Below are 18087 nucleotides of genomic sequence, written 5' to 3'. Positions count from 1 at the left end.
TGTTGTTCGTATTTTTTAAAAAATAGTATATTTAGCACATGTAAGCATAGCGTTTACATGTGCTAAGTCATTTATAGCCAAAAGTAAAATGAACTTACATTGCTTATATGGTGAAAAATATTAAATAATTTCAATGAAAATCAATTTTAAAAAAACATACAAATTTGCTATAAAATCGGCATTGTACATCAGTCTTTTTTCGACAGTATTTGTGCTGATGTTAATGTCATTATTTTATAAAAATCAGCTAAAACATCAAGTTGCGTTTGGAATAATTTTCATTATAGTTATCTATATATTTTCTTTTTTGGTTTTACAATATCGTGTAGAGCGTTTCATTTACAGACGAGTAAAGAAAATTTACGATGAGGTTTCGTTGTTAGAATCTACAACTTTAATTAATCAGCCGATTAATACGGATATGGAAACGCTTTCGCGCGAAGTGAAAAAGTTTGCCACCGATAAGAAACTCGAAATCGAAATGCTCGAAATTCGAGAACAATATAGAAGAGAGTTTTTAGGAAACGTTTCACACGAATTAAAAACGCCATTATTTACTGTTCAAGGTTATGTTTCAACTTTGTTAGACGGGGCGATGGACGATAAAAACATCAGAAAAAAATATTTAAAACGTGCCGAAAAAGGAGTAGAACGCTTAATCTATATTGTAGAAGATTTGGATATGATTACCAAATTAGAATCGGGCGATTTAGATTTGAATATGACCGATTTTGATGTCGTCGAATTGATTCAGAATGTTTTTGAATTGCTGGAAATGAAAGCCGACAAAAAGAAAATCAAATTGGCATTTGAAAGCAAAAATGTACAATCGGTTATCATTAGAGGTGATCAGGATAGAATTCAGCAAGTTCTGGAAAATCTTATTGTAAATTCTATTAAATATGGAAAAGAAGGCGGTTTAACAGAAGTTGGTGTTGTAAATCTGACCAAGAAAAAAGTCTTAATTCGTATTAGTGATAATGGTGAAGGGGTTGAAAAACAAAATATCCCTAGACTTTTTGAACGTTTTTACCGAGTGGATAAAAGCGGAACAAGATCTGAAGGTGGTTCTGGTTTAGGATTGGCGATTGTAAAACATATTATTGAAGCTCATAAAGAGAAAGTTTATGTAGAAAGTGAGTTCGGAATTGGCTCTGAATTCTCTTTTACACTCGAAAAAGCAAATAAAATAACAAAAACTGACGTTAAAAAATCGTAACGCCTTTTTTGGTAAAAGCCCTAAAACAAAGGTGTTTAACAATAAATAAACATTCAGATTTAGGGCATAACATTAAATTTTTATTATAGTAACATCTGGTTAATGATTTCTTAACATAGGTGCTGCATCTTTGCATCCTGAAATTAAGGGAATTACAGAACTAATGATAAAAAGAAAACTATTAGCTGTTTTATTACTGCTAACCTGTGTTGCTTACGCACAAGAAACAGACAAAAAAGAATTAAATAAGCAGGATGTAAAAAACGAAGTAATGCGTATTTTAGATTCTATCAACAAATCAAAACTTCCAGAAACTAAATCTGGAGGAGGAGTTGAGGAACATTGGTATGACAGAATCTCTTTAAGAGGTTATGCACAAGTAAGATACAATGGCTTGCTTTCTACAAACGATAAAGTTTCTTGCGAACAGTGTGATAAATCTTGGGGAACAACTTCTACTGCTCCAGATGCAAAAGCAAACAACGGACTTTTCATTCGTCGTGCGCGTCTTGTCTTTTCAGGACAAGTTCACCCAAATGTATTTTTCTACTTTCAACCCGATTTTGCAAGTTCTCCAAGCACAGGAATTCAGAACTTTGTGCAGATTCGTGACTTGTATTTTGATTTGTCTTTCGATAAAAAAAGGGAATATCGTGTTCGTATCGGACAAAGTAAAATTCCATACGGATTTGAAAATATGCAATCTAGCTCGCAACGTCTAACTCTTGATCGTGCCGACGCTATTAATAGTTCAATATTAAACGAACGTGATTTGGGAGCAATCTTTTATTGGGCTCCAGCCGAAATTAGAGAGCGTTTTGCTATGTTGGTTAAAGATGGCTACAAAGGTTCTGGGGATTTTGGAGTTTTTGCTTTCGGAGTTTACAACGGTCAAATTGCTAATAAATTAGACGGAAACAGAGATCTAAATGTGGTTACAAGATTAAGTTATCCTTTCGTAATCGGAAGCCAGATTATAGAACCTGGAATTCAGGCTTACACAGGTAAATGGGCATTTACAGGAGAAATTTCTTCTGGAGTTGTTGTAAATGATCCGCAATATGTAAAAGACCAGAGAGTAGGAGCAACTTTTGTTCTGTATCCAAGGCCATTCGGAATTCAGACGGAATACAATATAGGAAAAGGACCTCGTTATAATACATTGACAAATACTGTTGACGAGACAGATTTAAATGGAGGTTATGTTTTATTGAATTACAAATGGGATTTGAAAAAACAAATTATCTATCCTTTTGCTAAATTTCAATATTATGATGGAGGAAAAAAATACGAGAAAGATGCTAGAAGTTATGTGGTAAGAGATTACGAAATTGGTATAGAATGGCAACCTATTAAAGCATTTGAACTTACAGCAGAATATGTAATTGCAGACAGAACTTTTGAAGACAGCGCTCTTCCAGTAAACAGACAGCAAGGAAATGTTTTAAGATTGCAAGCCCAGTTTAATTTCTAAAATCAGTACGCAGATAAAACAGATTCGCTTTCGCGAAGACGCGGATAAAACTGATTTTTATTTGAGAAAAAATTCAATTGCCTCCAGCTTTAGCTGGAGGTTTTTTTATTGTAGTAATAAGGCTTTAGCCAAACTAGTTTGATGCAATTATGCAGTTTTATCTTCAAAAACCTTAAATAAGGAATCCCAGTCAATATCATTTTTAAATTGAGTTAATCCTTGAAAAGATTTTACTTTATTTAAATCTTCAATCGTAAAATCATCTTGCAGTGCATACGGCACCAAATTTTCTTCCTGAAGTTTTATCGCCAAATATTCTTGTTCATATTGTCCAGGCGTCGGAATAAAAAATGCTTTTTTACCCAATTTTGCCAAGTCCATTACGGTCGTATAGCCAGATCGGCACAAAACAAATTCACTTTCGTTAAAAGTTTGTTCCAACTGTTTTGAGTTCATGAAGTTGTAATAAGTCACATTTCCGGTTTCCCATTTTTCCTGTGTTTTTTCGACAACTCCTTTTACGAAAACTACTTTTCCCGGAAATTTTGAAGCTTGTTTTTGCAGTTTTTCATCTAAAAAGGTACGTTGAGGTTCAGGACCAGATAATATAATCATAAGATCATATACTTTTGGAGTTTCCTTTTTCTTCATTCGGCTCAACGGACCAATATATTTAAGATTAAGTTCGTTAGTTTTTAGATGGCCCAAATCTCCAGTTAGATTTACTTTTCCATCTGTATCGGGAACCCAGCATTCATTATACTTTTTTATAAAATATTGATGACATTTACTAGTAAACCAAGTTGTGTTTCCAGTCATCACATTCAATTGATGCGTCATAAAAACAGAAGGCACTTTTTTGCTGAAAACGCCCAATCTATTATCAGAAATTATTCCGTCAATACCATGTTTTTTGATCCATCCGTTAATCATTTTTTTCTCATCTAAAATGGCTGTAATCATTTTTGGAAGATTTTTGATCAGCTTCCATTTAAAATTTTTGCCATTCTTTGCATATTCAATATGATAAGAAGGAAGTTCTAAAGTTTGTATATAAGGAAATTCTTTTCGTAATAAAGCCAAAGCAACTCCATCAGACGCAATAATCGGAATATAATTATTTTCTTGAAGTGCCTTAATAATAGGAATACATCGAGTTGCATGACCTAAACCCCAATTTAATGGAGCGATTAAAATAGTTTTATTCGCAGAATAATCAATGCTCATTTTTTAACACGTTTTAAAAACGAAGATAGAAAAATATGTTTTTTATGTTATTTCGAGGGTATTACTAAATTATTAACTCTAGATTTTATAAAACACTAGGGTTTTCAAGGGGTATATTGAAAAAATATAAGTTTTGTCTAATAAGATTATCTCTATGTTAAGCAATTTTGAGTTTTTAAAATGACCTTAATAAGGAACTTTGTAAGTTTTGTTAGAATATAAAAAAAAGCCGAACATTAAGTTCGGCCTCAAAATTTCGTGTTTTAGAACCTTAGCACCTCAGTGCCTTAGTCCCTCAGAACCTTTTAATTAATCCTGAATATAAGTTTTATTACCATTTTTGTTGATATAGTATTTACCGCCTCTTGGACCAGTATATACTTTTTTACCATTATACTCGCCAGTAACTTTATCTGGTACAGCTGGCGCTTTTTCGTTTGTTTCTTTTACAGTCTTAGTCGCCGATTTTTTGGCAGCTGTGGCATCTTTTTTAGCAGCGTCAGCTTTTGCTGTTGATTTTTTTGCATCGGCTTTAGCTTTGTCTGCAGCACTTTTTGCTTTGTCAGATTCTACAGTTGCTTTTTTAGCGTCGGCTTTTGCTTTTGTAGCTTCCTTGTCTGCTGTTTTTTTAGCTTTGTCTGCTGTTTCTTTTTTTGCTTTTGATGAAGCTTCTTTTGCATCATCTGCTGCTTTTTTAGATTTTGCCGCTTCTTTTTTTGCATCAGCCGAAGCTTTGTCTGCAGTTGATTTGGCTTTTTTAGCTGAGGCTTCTGTTTTGCTTTTAGCAGCTTTTGCAGTTGTTTCTTGGGCGTAGAAGTTAGATGAGAAAACAACTATAAAACAGAACAATAATAATTTTTTCATAATGGTTATACGTTTAAATTTCTATTAAAATTAAACAATTTATTGTCATCTTTTTCGCAACACATTAAAAATATGCACGAAGCTGAATATTTCCAGTATGAATGGTCGATCCAGTTTCACTTTTACGACCTTGATAATTTAAATTGATATCTAAAAAAGACGTAATGTTCTTTTGCAGAAGCAGTTTCCAAACTAGATTCGAACCTGCTTGGAGTCCTTCTAACATTTGAAAACCGACAGAAGAAAACTCATTTCCATTAAATTTATTTTGATAGAAAGAAAATTCTCCATTTACAGTTACTTTCCTTTCTCCCGCATAAGAAAAAGAAGTACCGATTCTATTTTGGTCTAAGGTTTCAAAATTCCCTATTTGATTTTTTTTGTTTTGAAGTTCGTAAAAGAAATCCAATTTGGTGTTTTTAGAAAATAAATAACTCACTTTTGGTGCGATTTGCCAGCCATTTATGTCGTAATTTTTTTCGGCAAAATCTTTCGAAACCAAATCTGTTTTGATGGTTTTGGTAAAGAAATTAAAAAGCCAGCTTTTTTGATATAAATGAGTATATTGGATTTGATGCGAATAATTTCCAACATTTTGAGAGCCAATAGAGAGCAGACTTTTTCCTTTATTGACGAGGTAAGAATAAGTGACAGAATGTTTTTGTCGACCACGATTGTAAAACAAACTATTTCTAAAGCTCGAATTAAGTCCTAAAATGTTGTCTTCCGAAGAACCAAACGGATTAAGGTCTAGCTCGCCTTCATTTCTAACCTTTCGGTCGAATATAAAAGAGGTCTGATTGTAAAAATAAGACAGCACTTTTTTATATCCTTTTTCATTTTGCCATTGCAGCGGATTCAGAGTTAAGGATTGCGAAAACTTATTCTGATTGGTTTTGATATAAACCTGATTGGGTAAAAAGATTCTAACATATTTCGCCTGATCCTGATAAACTGCTATTTCAAATTCTTCCAATTCCTGAATCCCGTTTCCGTTATAATCATTCCATGTGTAAACTCCTTGTCCGGTTGGAACTTCAACATAAGTAAATTCTTGTTGTGCAATAGTTCCTGAACTGGTTTCATAAGCCGTTCCAATCTGCATTAATTGATTGAAAAAACGGTCATTGTATAAAATTCTCGAATTTAAAGAAGGTTCATTTTTTCGAGTTGCGTCTGTAAAATCTAGATTTCTATAACTCGCATAAACCGCTAAATCGGTGGTTTTATTCTGAATCAGTTTTGATTTTAAATAATAGGTTTGAGAGTTGTTTACATGTTGTAACAATCCGTTTTGCAAACTATCATTTCGTCTTTGCAAATAACCAATTTCAACAAAAACTTTGGTGCTGTCGCCACGTCCCGCAAAAACTCCGTATTCTGAAAAACGCTGACTCAAAGTCGAAAACTGATTCGTAATCTTATCTTTTTCCTGATTGTCTTCCAATTGCATGCTGCCGCCAACCCAATTTTTGCCAAAATGATATTTGGTTCGGGTTTGATTTCTAATAAATTTTGAAGTAGAAGTAGTTGCATCGGAATTCAAGAAACTGCCATTGTTTTCAATTGTCCAATTTTTGATTTTGAATAAAGCCGTCGTGGTGTGTCGGGAACCAGAATAACTTTCGCTAAAATCTAATTTCTCAAATTGATATGTCAGTAAACCAATATCAGAAGATTTTTTTTGAGAAAATAAATCAAAATTAAATCCCGTTACCAAAAGGCTCTGATTGCCCAAAAGTGTTCCAGTTAAATTCCAATCGCGATTAAATTCGATATTATACAAACGTTCAACAGATTTAAAATCTTGCTGCACATATTGATAATTAGCAAAAGCATCTAAACTCCAACTTTTAGAAAAAAGTCGTTTTTTAAGATTGGTTTTAAAAGCGATTCCTTCATTGTCAGCATCATCAATTCCTGAAAATAAGTTCTGGTCATTATTGCTAACTGCCAATTCAAAATCGACCAAAGTTTTTTCATTCGGATTATATTTTCCTAAAAAAGTGGCAACCTGAAGTTTTATTGGTGCAACAAGCTGTACAATTGGTTCGTAATTTCCTTGTAAAATGCCATTTATAGGTTCAACATATTGGTAAATACGCTCGACAGAATTATTGTTTTGAATGATATAATTTCCAGCATTTGCACCAACCAGACTAAATCTTACATTGTATAAAACATCTGCAGAATTGTTGGAATATTCATATATTTCAACCGAATTTACAATGCTCTTTTTATACAGAATTTTGTTGTCTGCATATTTGTCTTCATAAGCAGACGGCGCTTTCATTAAATTAACATCATCTCCCGCTTCACTCAAAATCTGAACTTGTTCTGGAGAAAGATTTTGCTGTAAAGGCTGATTTTTCAGGTCGTTTTCAGAATAAATATAACCTCCAAAACTCCATTTTTTGTTCTCGTGCGTTGCGCCCGCATAAGTCACCAATCGATTGTAATTTCGCTCAGAATATTGGTATTCTATATTAATACGCATTTCTGAATTGATTGGAAAAAGCGACGTAAAGACTATTTCTCCTGCATTATAATCAATGACATAATCGTTGTTTTCACCACGTTTCAGTAAAACACCATTTACATAAACACGTTCTGAACCCGAAATCACCAAAACATACAATTCGCCATTTTGACCTTTCAATTTATATGGACCCTGATTTCCTTCCTGACCTGTAAAAGTACTTTTGGCATATTGACCTTTTACAAAAGCAACTGAAGCAAAAACATTAGTTTTACTTTTTTCGGTATCGAAATCAAAGCTTGCCGAAATTCCCTGAACTTTTTTATTGAAACTTAGAAATTGTGTTTTTCTGTTTTCTAAAAAGACATCGCCTGCGCGAATGTTCCAATCATCGCTGAAAAGTTCCATAAAAATATTATCAAACTGATCTAGTTTTTGAGAATAACCGCCATCTTGCAACGGAATATTGCTGTCTTGCAACGAAGCACGCAAACTCACTTTTTCTGAAATTTTTCCCGTAATCTGTAAATCTAAATTGGAGTTTAAAACCGTACTTTGATTATTACCAATTGTAATCCCTCGCGTAATACTTCCAGAAGTATTTAAACCATCAAATGGAGTTACTTTTTTGGCGTTAGCATTGTTTTCAATTCGATACAATTTTTCGGTTCCGACATCATTGGTAACAATTTGATCAGATTTGTAAAGGCTATATTCTTTGGTTAGGAAGTCTGGATATTTGAGATAATTGACAACTAAAGTATCTGAAGTTGATTGAAATTTTTCATTTAAAAGCAAAAAACCTTTTTGAAAATCAATTTTATAGAAAGTCGAATCTATCGGTTCGTTTTTGGTATTTAAAAGCTGAAAAAATCCAGAGTTGATGCTGACCTTTTCTAACCGAATAGTATCTTTTGAAGCGATTACTTTTTTGGTTTTGTACAACGATTCCGTATCCTGTGCCTGAAGCACAGAAAAGCAGAAGAAAACAGTCCAAAACAGTAATTTTTTCAACATAAATACTTTAACTCTAAAAAGTCAAAAGTAGTATTTATAATTGGTAAAATCAGGGCTTGAATTTTTGAGTTTTAAACTTGTAAATTCTCTTGTTTCTTGAGTTTGTTTTCTTTTTTAATTGCTGATCGATAACTTAAATATACACCTGTTCCTGATAATGCAACTCCAATTGAATTTCTAAAATCAGAAAATGAAATATCTTTTATGCTTTCTTTTTGAAAAAAAAGTGGACCTAAATCGAATCCGATATATAATAAAACAATTATTAAAAAAATCAGTGTAAATGTTTTTTGTGCTTTCATATAATTTTAGAAAATGGTTCGGATATTATTCAGAAGTTTTTGATTGTTTAAGTTTTTTTTCAGTTTGATATAAAACAATTGCAACAGAAATTATTAAACCTATAAATACTGAAAAATTAGTAAACGTAGTACTGCCGAAGATTAGATATAATATGATTTGAAGAAGCAACAAAACAGTCAATAATATAAGGAAAAGATTGGTGCTGAATTTTTGAGCAAAATCCCAATTCGATTTATTTTTCATTGAATTTGAAGTTCTGTAGCCATACAAAGAATTTATGTTTTTTGGAGGAAACACTTTAGTTATTAGTATTATAAATAATACTATTATAACGATAGGATTTTTAAGTAAAAGAGTTATCACTTCCATAAATAGTGTTTTAAAACTTCATTTTCCAATTATACAAAAAATAAAGGAAAATCAAATAAAAAACTTACAAAAAAAGGCTCCACAATTAAGTGAAGCCTTTTTCTATAAGATTGAATTAAATAATTGCCTTTTTAAAGTATTAACTTAATTCTTTAGTCACAATTTGCATCGTTTCGCGGCTAACTTGTTTCAGTAAAACTTCTTTGTTAGTTTCGACCGTTTGAGCAGCTTCTTCTGTAAAGTGACGAATCGTATATAATGTAACATTCTCGCTGTATTCAACTTTGAATTTTTTAGAAAGAATAGCATTCAATTCTGGGAAATTTCCAAATTTATCTTCCACACAAACAGAGAAACTAATCGCAGAATTCTGAATCAAGTTTACTTTGATTTTAAATTCGTGGAATAATCCAAAAATCTCACTGATGTTTTCTTCCATAATGAAAGAGAAATCAATAGAAGAAAGTGAGATTAAAAGTTGTTCTCTTTTTACGATAAAACATGGATATTGTGGTTCTAAATCTACACCTTTAGAAACGCAAGTTCCTTTCAATAAAGGATTCACAAACGATTTTACATACAAAGGAATTTCTTTTTTCTGTAGAGGCTGTAATGTTTTCGGGTGAATAACTGTTGCTCCGTAAAATGCTAATTCGATAGCTTCACGATACGAAATCTGGTTTAATAAACTAGCATTTTCAAAATAACGCGGGTCAGCATTCATAACTCCTGGAACGTCTTTCCAGATTGTTACGCTTTCTGCGTTTAAGCAATAAGCAAAAATTCCGGCAGTATAATCTGAACCTTCACGACCTAAAGTAGTAGTGAAATTATTATCGTCAGCACCTAAAAATCCTTGCGTAATGTTTAGCTGTTTTCTTGGGACATTTTTGCTGATGTTTTGCTGAGTTGTTTCCCAATCTACTTCTGCATCTCTGTAATTTGCATTTGTTTTAATGAAATTACGAACATCAAGCCATTGTGTCTGAATTCCTCTGAAATTCATATAATGACTTAAAATATTTGTTGAAATCAATTCACCAAAACTTACAACTTGATCGTAAACGAAATTGTAGTTTGGAGATTTATTATGAGCTAAAAAGTACTCTAGTTCATCAAACTGCGCATTTACAGCTGCAAAAACTTCATGCTTTTCATCTTCAAATAAATCCAATAAGATTTGATTGTGATATTTTTTTATTTCTTGAACAGAAGAGTTCAATTCTGTTGATTTTTCAAAATAATTCTTGATAACAACTTCAAGAGCATTTGTTGTTTTTCCCATAGCCGAAACTACAAGAATTACGTCTTCGTAACCTACTTTTTGTAAAACGTCATATACGTTTTTAATTCCATCTGCATCTTTTACAGATGCTCCTCCAAATTTAAATACTCTCATTTTTTAATTTATAGATTTTTGATTTTAGATTTCAGATTATATTGGGGCGAAATCTTAATTTTTTGTTTTTTATAATTTTTCTAAGAATGAATTAACTCCAGCTTCATCCATTTGCACAACTTGCCAGTCTTCTAGAATTTTTGCGCCAGAATTTTTGTAAAAGTTAACTGCTGGTGTATTCCAAGCCAAAACATTCCATTCTACTCTTCTTACACCATCTTTTTTTCCTTGCTTCATAATTTCAGCATAAAGTGCAGAGCCCAAACCAGTGCCGCGCATTTTTTCTTTTACAATTAAATCTTCAAGATGTATTGTTTTTCCTTTCCAGGTAGAATAGCGGTAATAGTACAAAGCAATTCCAACAATTTCTTTTTGTTTTTGGTCGTTTTCAATCTCTGCCACAAAAACGTGAAATAATGGTTTTTCTCCAAAACCGTCACGTATTAAATCTTCCTCCGTGATGACAACTGCTTCAGGTTCTTTTTCGAATATCGCCAGCTCCTGAATAAGTCCCAACACCGATTTCATGTCTTCAGGATTCCCTTTTCTAATATTCATAATCAATTCATTTTACTTTTTGTCCTTTATAGTATCGCTTTTTCCTTTATCAGATTTGCTCTTGCGAATTTATATAAGAAACAATTTTTTGTATTCGTATTTTTAAGTATTTATTATCTCAAAAAGCATTTTTTTAGTTGTTGCTTTTTGCAGATTATTAGCAAATATACAATAGTAGCAAACTAACAAAATAATTTTTGAATCATTCTCACAAAATAAGCGATATTTGTGACTTAAAAACAAAACTATAACGATTTAGAAATGGAAGAACGCAATAAAACACTGGGAGAGTTTATTATTGAGAACCAAAAAGCATTTCAGTATTCTTCGGGAGAACTTTCTCGAATTATCAACTCTATTAGATTGGCGGCCAAGGTTGTCAATCATAAAGTAAACCAAGCTGGACTTGTAGATATTATTGGCGCCGCGGGCGAACAAAATATTCAAGGAGAAGATCAGCAAAAATTAGATGTCTATGCAAACGAAGTATTTATCCAGACGTTAATAAACCGTGAGATTGTCTGTGGTATTGCTTCTGAAGAAAACGACGATTTTATTACAGTTCAGGGGAGCGACAACTGTCATAATAATAAGTACGTGATCTTAATGGATCCGCTTGACGGATCTTCAAACATTGATGTAAACGTTTCGGTTGGAACTATTTTTTCTGTTTTTAGAAGAATTACTCCAATTGGAACTCCGGTAACTAGCGAGGATTTTTTACAGCCGGGAATCAATCAAGTTGCAGCAGGCTATGTAATTTATGGAACTTCTACAATGCTGGTTTACACGACTGGACATGGAGTAAACGGATTTACCTTAAATCCGGCGATCGGTACTTTTTACCTTTCGCATCCAAACATGAAATTTCCGAAAGACGGACATATTTATTCTGTAAACGAAGGAAATTATGTTCATTTTCCACAGGGAGTCAAAAATTACATTAAGTATTGTCAGCGCGAAGAAGGTGACAGGCCATATACTTCAAGATACATTGGAAGTTTGGTTGCCGATTTTCATCGAAATATGATCAAAGGCGGCGTTTATATTTATCCGACAAGTTCGAAAGCGCCAAAAGGAAAGTTACGTTTATTATACGAATGTAATCCGATGGCGTTTCTCGCAGAACAAGCAGGAGGAAAAGCAACAGACGGTTTTGGAAGAATTATGGAAATCCAACCAACAGAACTACACCAAAGAGTTCCGTTTTTTTGCGGAAGCTATAATATGGTAGAAAAAGCTGAGGAGTTTATGGCGGCTGAATAAGTTTTCAGTTTTCAGTCTCAGTTTTCAGACCAAACTATAAAAATAAAACCCGATAGATTTTTAAAATCTATCGGGTTTTTAGTTTTGTATAAATTTCAATCTTTAGATTTCAGAAGAAACTGAAAACTGCGACTGCGACTGAAAACTTCTTATTTGTTCATATTCTCCATTTCGAAAAGGAAAGTATCCAATTCTACTTTTTTGTCTACTAACGAAAGTGCTTTAGAAACAATAAAATCTACGTTTCCTGGTGTAAATCCTAAAGCTAATCCCATACGTCTTAACATTACTTCTTGTAAATCTCCTAAATGGTGGTCAACATGAACCATTCTTGCTAAGTCATACAGACGCTCTAAACGCTGCGTGTATAAGTAAGGAGGGTTTATTGGATGTTTCCAAGGATCTGAAAGTATCTCTTTATATTCTTCGTCTGAAATTTGTAATGTTGAAGCGATTTTATCCAAAAACTCTTGTTCTTGTTGGTTGATTTTACCGTCAGCAAAAGCTACACGCACAATTGCAGAGAAATGACCTCTGTTTCTTTGTTTGAATTCGTTATCAAATAATTCTGAAAATGGCATAATTAATTAGTTTTTATAGAACAAATATAGTCCTATTTTTAAATTTATAATTTTAAATTTCTCATAAAATTTAACTTATTTTTCTTGAAGGATTTGAAGGCTTAAATCTTGAATTTTGAAAATTAATCGTAAGTTTACAGCCCCTAATTATTTAATTACAATATACCTATGTCACAATTTTGGATTTATTTTCAAATAGGATTAAAACACGTTTTAGATATCCATGCTTACGATCACGTTCTTTTTTTAATCGCCTTAACTGTTCCTTATTTATTTAAGGATTGGAAAAGAATTTTTCTATTAGTTTCTTTATTTACAATCGGACATACGTTGGCTTTAATCCTGTCTGTTTACGGGATAATTGCGATAAAAGTAAATATAGTAGAATTCCTTATTCCAATAACAATTTTGATAACTGCTCTTTATCATTTATTTACAGCAGGAAAGACTTCTAAGAATGATGGCGTAAATCTGGTATTTTTTATAACTTTATTCTTTGGAATTATCCATGGTTTAGGATTTTCTAACTATTTCAAAACAATATTAGGAGGTTCCGCAACATCAAAATTACTACCTTTGGGAGAGTTTGCGTTAGGAATTGAAGCTGCTCAATTAGTAGTGGTTTTTGTTGTTTTAGTAATTTCATATATAGTGCAAACGGTTTTTCGTTTTTCAAAACGCGACTGGGCGCTTGTAATGTCGGCTTTTATCATTGGAGTTGTAGTTCCGATGATTATTGAAAGCCCAATTTGGAACAGATAAATTAAATGAAAGAAAAAAAATTGAATAAATACGATAAAGCTTATCTGCGAATTGCAAAAGAGTGGGGGCAGCTTTCATATTGTAAACGTAAAAAAGTTGGAGCCATTATCGTAAAAGACAGAATGATTATTTCTGACGGTTACAACGGAACTCCTTCTGGATTCGAAAATTGCTGTGAAGATGAAGAAGGCTTAACACGTTGGGATGTTTTACATGCTGAAGCAAATGCCATCTTAAAAGTGGCAAGATCAACACAATCTTGCGAAGGCGCGACATTATATATTACACTTTCACCTTGTAAAGAATGTAGTAAATTAATTCACCAATCAGGGATAAAGAGAGTGGTTTATAAAGATGGATATCGTGATGATTCCGGAATTCAATTTTTAATAAAAGCAGGTGTTGAAGTAGAACACGTTCCTGTTTTAGAAGAAGATGAAGTTTAATTCGAAATATTTGCCAATAATAATAGGAGCAACTTTTGCTCTGGGAACAATTGCAGGAAGTTTTATGAACGCTCCCGCAAGCGATCAGCTTTTGGCTAAAAATTACTCTAAAACCAAGCTTAATAAATTAATTGACTTCATCAATACAGAATATGTTGATAGTGTCAATACCGATTCTATTGTAAATCTTACGGTAGATAATATTCTTTCTAAATTAGATCCACACTCGGTTTATATTCCGCCAAGCGAACAAGCTGAAGTTGCAGAAAGTATGAAAGGTGATTTTGTCGGAATCGGAATCAATTTTTATATGTATAAAGATTCGGTTGCCATTATAAAACCAATCGAAAATGGTCCTTCAGCGAAAGCGGGACTTAAATCTGGAGATAGAATTCTTTTTGCAGGAAAAACAAAATTATACGGAAGAAAATTGCCTTCGGATAGTTTGTTCTCAAAATTGAAAGGTCTCCAAGGTTCTGAAATTGAATTAACGGTTTTTAGAAAATCAGAAAAAAAGAAACTTAAGTTTAAGGTAAAACGAGATGTTATTCCAATTAAGAGTGTCGACGCTTCTATAATGATTGGAAATAAAATCGGTTATATTAAAATAAACCGTTTTGCAGAAACCACTTTTAATGAATTTAAGACGGGTTTAAGCAGATTAAAACAAAAAGGAATCGAATCTCTTGTAATAGATCTTCGCGATAATGGCGGCGGATATATGGAAGAAGCCATTGCGATTGCAGATGAATTTTTGAAAGATAAACAGTTAATCGTTTTTACAAAAAGCAAAAATGGTTCAACAGAAAAAACATATGCCACAAAAGCAGGAAGTTTTGAAACAGGAAAAGTGTATGTTTTAATTAATGAAAATAGCGCTTCTGCGAGCGAAATTTTAGCTGGCGCAATTCAAGATAATGATCGCGGAACCATTGTTGGGCGACGTTCGTTTGGAAAAGGTTTGGTTCAGAGAGAAATGGATTTTAATGACGGATCTGCTGTAAGATTGACTGTTGCGCGTTATTATACTCCTACAGGAAGATCAATTCAGAAACCATACAAAAAAGGAAACGAAGAATATTTTAAAGAATCTGAATCTAGAATTGCTACTGGAGAACTTTATGCAAAAGATAGTATAAAAGTAGCCGATTCTTTAAAATTTAAAACTCCAAAAGGGAAAATTGTCTACGGCGGTGGCGGAATTGTTCCCGATGTTTTTGTTCCAATGGAAGCGGAGCACGGAAATGAAAACGTTGCTTATTTGTTGCAAACCGGAATTGTTGGGCATTTTGTGTTTGAAGAATTAGATAAAAATAGAAATGCTTTTGCAGGAGATAATTTCAATACGTTTTTAAATAAAATGAAAAGTTCAGATCTGTACTTTAAAAAGTTTAAAAACTATATTTTAATGACTGGTTTAGATTTAAAACTAGACAAAACAAAAGCACTTGTAAACCGATATATTACTGCTGAATTTGCTCGTCAGCTATATGGAGAATTGTATTATTATGATGTGATTTTAAAAGATGATGCCATGATTAAGACCGTTCTAAATCCAAAGAAATAACTTCAAATTGTATATCATGAAAATAGAAACCGTTATTGATGCAGAAATTGAACTTCTGACTGCTATTAAGAAATCGGATGTTTTGGCTTTGGAAACCATTCTTCATGATGATTTATTGTTTAATATGCCAGACGGACAAACCATAACCAAAGAGTTTGATCTGCAATCGTATCGTTCTGGTAAAATGAAGATAGATTTTTTAGAAGCTACCGATCAGATTGTAAATATAATTGAGAGCGCCGCAGTAGTCGCTGTTGCCGTTTCATTAAAAGGAAGTTACGATAACAACCCAATTAATGGAGTTTTCAAATACATTAGAGTCTGGAAAAAAATAGGCAAAAATTTGAAAGTTATTGCAGGAAGTTGCGTTCAGCTGGCATAAATTTTGGTTGAATAGTAATATTAACTTAAAATAAACTTTGCGAACCTAGCGTAAATCTTAGCGAACTTCGCGATTAAATTATCAATATGAAAAATCTAAAAAAAATAAGTTTACTAGCATTTTTAGTGGCTTTGGTAATCTCTTGTGCAACAATGAAAAACGATGCAAATGTTCCAGTTTCTGGAAGAGTAGAATCTATTGAAGGAGGAAAAGACGGTTATACAGCAAAAATTACAACAGATGCGAAAGAAGTATATTTTGCCACAATTAGTATTGTAAATGTCGGCGGACCACAAAACTACAAACAATTAAAAATCGGTGATGTGGTTTCTGTAAAAGGAGAAAGATGGAAAACCGAAGATGAAAACCATATTAGAGTAACTGAAATCGTTTCGGTTAAATAAAGGTAAAAAACAAACCATATAAGTGATATAAGTTCATATATGCTTTGCGCATAAAAATTGAATGAACTTATATCGCTTATATGGTTTAATAATTTTATCGAATACTATCGTGTGCGTGAGTTTGAACGCCGTTATTCCATAAAGTAAGAATATCTGTCGCGACAGCAGCTCCACTTCCGGCAGCAATTGCCAATTGACTTCTCCAGCCGGCCAAAGTTCCAATTACATAAATTCCTTCAGCAACTTTGTGATCTTCGTTTTTAAGTTGAATACGTTGTTTCTCAGGTAGTGCTTTTTTATGAGGTTCAACAAATTGCATTAAACCTTCAATATCAAAAGTATTGGCAGAACCAATTCCGATAACAATATTCTTAGTTTGGTAAGAGTTTTTGTTTGTAACTACGGTAAATTCAGGATAACTTCCTTCAATTTTCATTACTTTCTCATTTGGAATCTGAGAAATATGCGGATAAGTTGTTGCTAAATCCTGTGTGCTTTCAGTAAGCAGTTCAGAGCCTAATTTTCCTGGTGTAATTCCGTAAGCGTTATAAAATATTGCTTCTTGCAGAGAAGAATTTTTCTGGTGTGTAAAAATTCCTATTTTTTTGTCAGTAACAAAAGTTTTGTTTTTTGCGGATCCTAATACAAGAGCGCAGGACATTCCTGAAACTCCACCGCCTATAATTAAAACATCAAACATATTATCTGTTGTCATTCATTTTTTCCTCTATTCTTTTTGAAATTCTAAAAATCAAAAGAATAAGAACAGCGCAAAATGAAGCGGCGATTCCAATAAAAGCTACAATACTATCTCCTTGAAAAGGATTTTTAAAGTCTAATAGCGTAATATTAAAAACGATTAAAGCTAATGCTAAAAGCACTAAGATTGAAGTAAAAATTTTCATAAGATTGTTTCTGTTTGGTCTAAAATAATAAAGTAGAACTCTCGAAAAATAGCTAAGAGTTGTATTTTAGAATATTTTACGGGGTAAATTTATAAAAATAAAATTTAGACGAACAAACCTTTAACATTAGCGGCGAATAATTTAACAGCAATTGCTAAAAGTATCACTCCAAATGTCTTACGAACTACGCCAAGTCCGTTTTCTCCTAACAAATTTTCGATTTTTTTAGAAGATTTCAAAACGATGTAAACTAGAATGATATTTAGTAAAATCGCAATGATAATATTAATGGTGTGAAATTGAGATCGGAGCGATAATAAAGTGGTCATAGTTCCCGCTCCAGCGATTAATGGAAATGCCAACGGAACAATAGAAGCAGATCCTGGCTCTTCGTCACGGTAGATTCTAATTCCTAAAATCATTTCTAGTGCAAGAAAAAATAAAACAAAAGATCCGGCAACGGCAAAAGAATGAACGTCAATACCAATTAGGTTTAATAATCCTTCTCCAACAAAAAGAAAGACAATCATAATGGCTCCGGCAACAATTGAAGCTTTCTCTGATTCGATATGTCCAACTTTAGCCCTTAAATTCACAATAATAGGAATAGAGCCAACAATATCAATTACGGCAAAAAGTACCATACTCACTGTGATAATTTCTTTGAAGTCGATTTCTAACATATCGCTTTGATTTTTAGGGTTTAAAAAACTGCTGCAAAAGTAGTTAATAAAGTTAGTTGATTTTTCGACCGATTGTATTTTTGTTATAAAAACATGTTTTATTGGTTAAAAAAGTAATATTTGTAACAATTAATAATTTAACCGCAAAAATCCGCAAAGAATTACGCAAGGTTCGCAAGGAT

Annotated in this window: 19 protein-coding genes; 8 read left to right on the top strand and 11 right to left on the bottom strand. The window is 32.7% G+C overall.

Features of this window, described 5'->3' with window-relative positions; all coding sequences use genetic code 11:
• The first annotated feature begins 133 nt into the window (after positions 1 to 133).
• The gene (locus HNP35_RS00310) at positions 134 to 1219 is read left to right on the top strand and encodes a sensor histidine kinase (RefSeq protein ID WP_184159563.1); all 1086 of its coding nucleotides are present in this window, start codon (positions 134 to 136) and stop codon (positions 1217 to 1219) included.
• Between the two features lie 163 nt (positions 1220 to 1382).
• On the top strand, positions 1383 to 2693 hold the full coding sequence (locus HNP35_RS00305) for a porin (RefSeq protein ID WP_184159565.1): 1311 nt from the start codon (positions 1383 to 1385) through the stop codon (positions 2691 to 2693).
• Between the two features lie 147 nt (positions 2694 to 2840).
• Here the strand turns inward: HNP35_RS00305 and HNP35_RS00300 are convergent, their stop codons facing one another.
• The 7 genes from HNP35_RS00300 to HNP35_RS00270 all read right to left on the bottom strand — a co-directional run bounded on the left by HNP35_RS00300 (position 2841) and on the right by HNP35_RS00270 (position 10909).
• Positions 2841 to 3920, bottom strand: coding sequence for a glycosyltransferase (locus tag HNP35_RS00300; RefSeq protein ID WP_184159567.1), 1080 nt, complete (start codon positions 3918 to 3920; stop codon positions 2841 to 2843).
• Between the two features lie 309 nt (positions 3921 to 4229).
• Complete coding sequence (locus tag HNP35_RS00295) at positions 4230 to 4784, bottom strand: hypothetical protein (protein ID WP_184159569.1); 555 nt, start codon at positions 4782 to 4784, stop codon at positions 4230 to 4232.
• A gap of 64 nt (positions 4785 to 4848) precedes the next feature.
• Entirely contained in the window at positions 4849 to 8280 is a 3432-nt protein-coding gene (locus tag HNP35_RS00290; RefSeq protein ID WP_184159571.1) for a hypothetical protein, read from the bottom strand.
• Positions 8281 to 8351: 71 nt separating this feature from the next.
• A complete protein-coding gene (locus HNP35_RS00285) occupies positions 8352 to 8582 on the bottom strand; it encodes a hypothetical protein (protein ID WP_184159573.1) in 231 nt (76 codons plus the stop codon).
• A gap of 25 nt (positions 8583 to 8607) precedes the next feature.
• The gene (locus HNP35_RS23985) at positions 8608 to 8826 is read right to left on the bottom strand and encodes an SdpI family protein (RefSeq protein ID WP_246453358.1); all 219 of its coding nucleotides are present in this window, start codon (positions 8824 to 8826) and stop codon (positions 8608 to 8610) included.
• A gap of 265 nt (positions 8827 to 9091) precedes the next feature.
• The gene (locus HNP35_RS00275; protein WP_184159577.1) at positions 9092 to 10351 is read right to left on the bottom strand and encodes an aspartate kinase; all 1260 of its coding nucleotides are present in this window, start codon (positions 10349 to 10351) and stop codon (positions 9092 to 9094) included.
• A gap of 69 nt (positions 10352 to 10420) precedes the next feature.
• Positions 10421 to 10909 carry a GNAT family N-acetyltransferase gene (locus HNP35_RS00270; RefSeq protein WP_184159579.1) on the bottom strand — a complete coding sequence of 163 codons (489 nt, stop codon included), beginning with the start codon at positions 10907 to 10909 and terminating at the stop codon, positions 10421 to 10423.
• A 261-nt stretch (positions 10910 to 11170) separates the two neighbouring features.
• Here HNP35_RS00270 and fbp point away from each other — a divergent pair, with 261 nt between their 5' ends.
• Positions 11171 to 12175, top strand: coding sequence for a class 1 fructose-bisphosphatase (gene fbp / locus HNP35_RS00265; RefSeq protein WP_184159581.1), 1005 nt, complete (start codon positions 11171 to 11173; stop codon positions 12173 to 12175).
• A gap of 149 nt (positions 12176 to 12324) precedes the next feature.
• Here the strand turns inward: fbp and HNP35_RS00260 are convergent, their stop codons facing one another.
• Positions 12325 to 12756, bottom strand: a complete 432-nt coding sequence (locus tag HNP35_RS00260; RefSeq protein WP_184159583.1) for a TerB family tellurite resistance protein — start codon at positions 12754 to 12756, stop codon at positions 12325 to 12327.
• Positions 12757 to 12924: 168 nt separating this feature from the next.
• Between HNP35_RS00260 and HNP35_RS00255 the strand changes: the two genes are divergently transcribed.
• From HNP35_RS00255 to HNP35_RS00235, 5 genes are all read left to right on the top strand, one after another.
• Positions 12925 to 13518, top strand: a complete 594-nt coding sequence (locus tag HNP35_RS00255) for a HupE/UreJ family protein (protein WP_184159585.1) — start codon at positions 12925 to 12927, stop codon at positions 13516 to 13518.
• Between the two features lie 5 nt (positions 13519 to 13523).
• Complete coding sequence (locus tag HNP35_RS00250) at positions 13524 to 13964, top strand: deoxycytidylate deaminase (RefSeq protein WP_184159587.1); 441 nt, start codon at positions 13524 to 13526, stop codon at positions 13962 to 13964.
• Positions 13954 to 15531: a S41 family peptidase gene (locus tag HNP35_RS00245; RefSeq protein ID WP_184159589.1), complete on the top strand. Its 1578-nt coding sequence runs from the start codon at positions 13954 to 13956 to the stop codon at positions 15529 to 15531. Before HNP35_RS00250 ends, HNP35_RS00245 begins: the two co-directional genes overlap by 11 nt.
• A gap of 16 nt (positions 15532 to 15547) precedes the next feature.
• On the top strand, positions 15548 to 15913 hold the full coding sequence (locus HNP35_RS00240) for a nuclear transport factor 2 family protein (protein ID WP_184159591.1): 366 nt from the start codon (positions 15548 to 15550) through the stop codon (positions 15911 to 15913).
• 86 nt (positions 15914 to 15999) lie between these two features.
• A complete protein-coding gene (locus HNP35_RS00235) occupies positions 16000 to 16317 on the top strand; it encodes a hypothetical protein (RefSeq protein ID WP_184159593.1) in 318 nt (105 codons plus the stop codon).
• Positions 16318 to 16411: 94 nt separating this feature from the next.
• On the opposite strand, the gene HNP35_RS00230 is transcribed toward HNP35_RS00235, so the two are convergent.
• The 3 genes from HNP35_RS00230 to HNP35_RS00220 form a co-directional block, all read right to left on the bottom strand.
• Entirely contained in the window at positions 16412 to 17017 is a 606-nt protein-coding gene (locus HNP35_RS00230; protein ID WP_184159743.1) for an FAD-dependent oxidoreductase, read from the bottom strand.
• 1 nt (position 17018) lies between these two features.
• Positions 17019 to 17222 (bottom strand): hypothetical protein, encoded by a 204-nt coding sequence (locus tag HNP35_RS00225; RefSeq protein WP_095954910.1) that lies wholly within the window; start codon positions 17220 to 17222, stop codon positions 17019 to 17021.
• Between the two features lie 104 nt (positions 17223 to 17326).
• Positions 17327 to 17905, bottom strand: a complete 579-nt coding sequence (locus HNP35_RS00220; protein ID WP_091494800.1) for a MarC family protein — start codon at positions 17903 to 17905, stop codon at positions 17327 to 17329.
• Between the last annotated feature and the right edge of the window lie 182 nt (positions 17906 to 18087).

The organism is Flavobacterium notoginsengisoli (assembly GCF_014207905.1).
Lineage (GTDB): Bacteria > Bacteroidota > Bacteroidia > Flavobacteriales > Flavobacteriaceae > Flavobacterium > Flavobacterium notoginsengisoli_A.
This window is presented reverse-complemented; position numbering and strand designations above follow the sequence as displayed.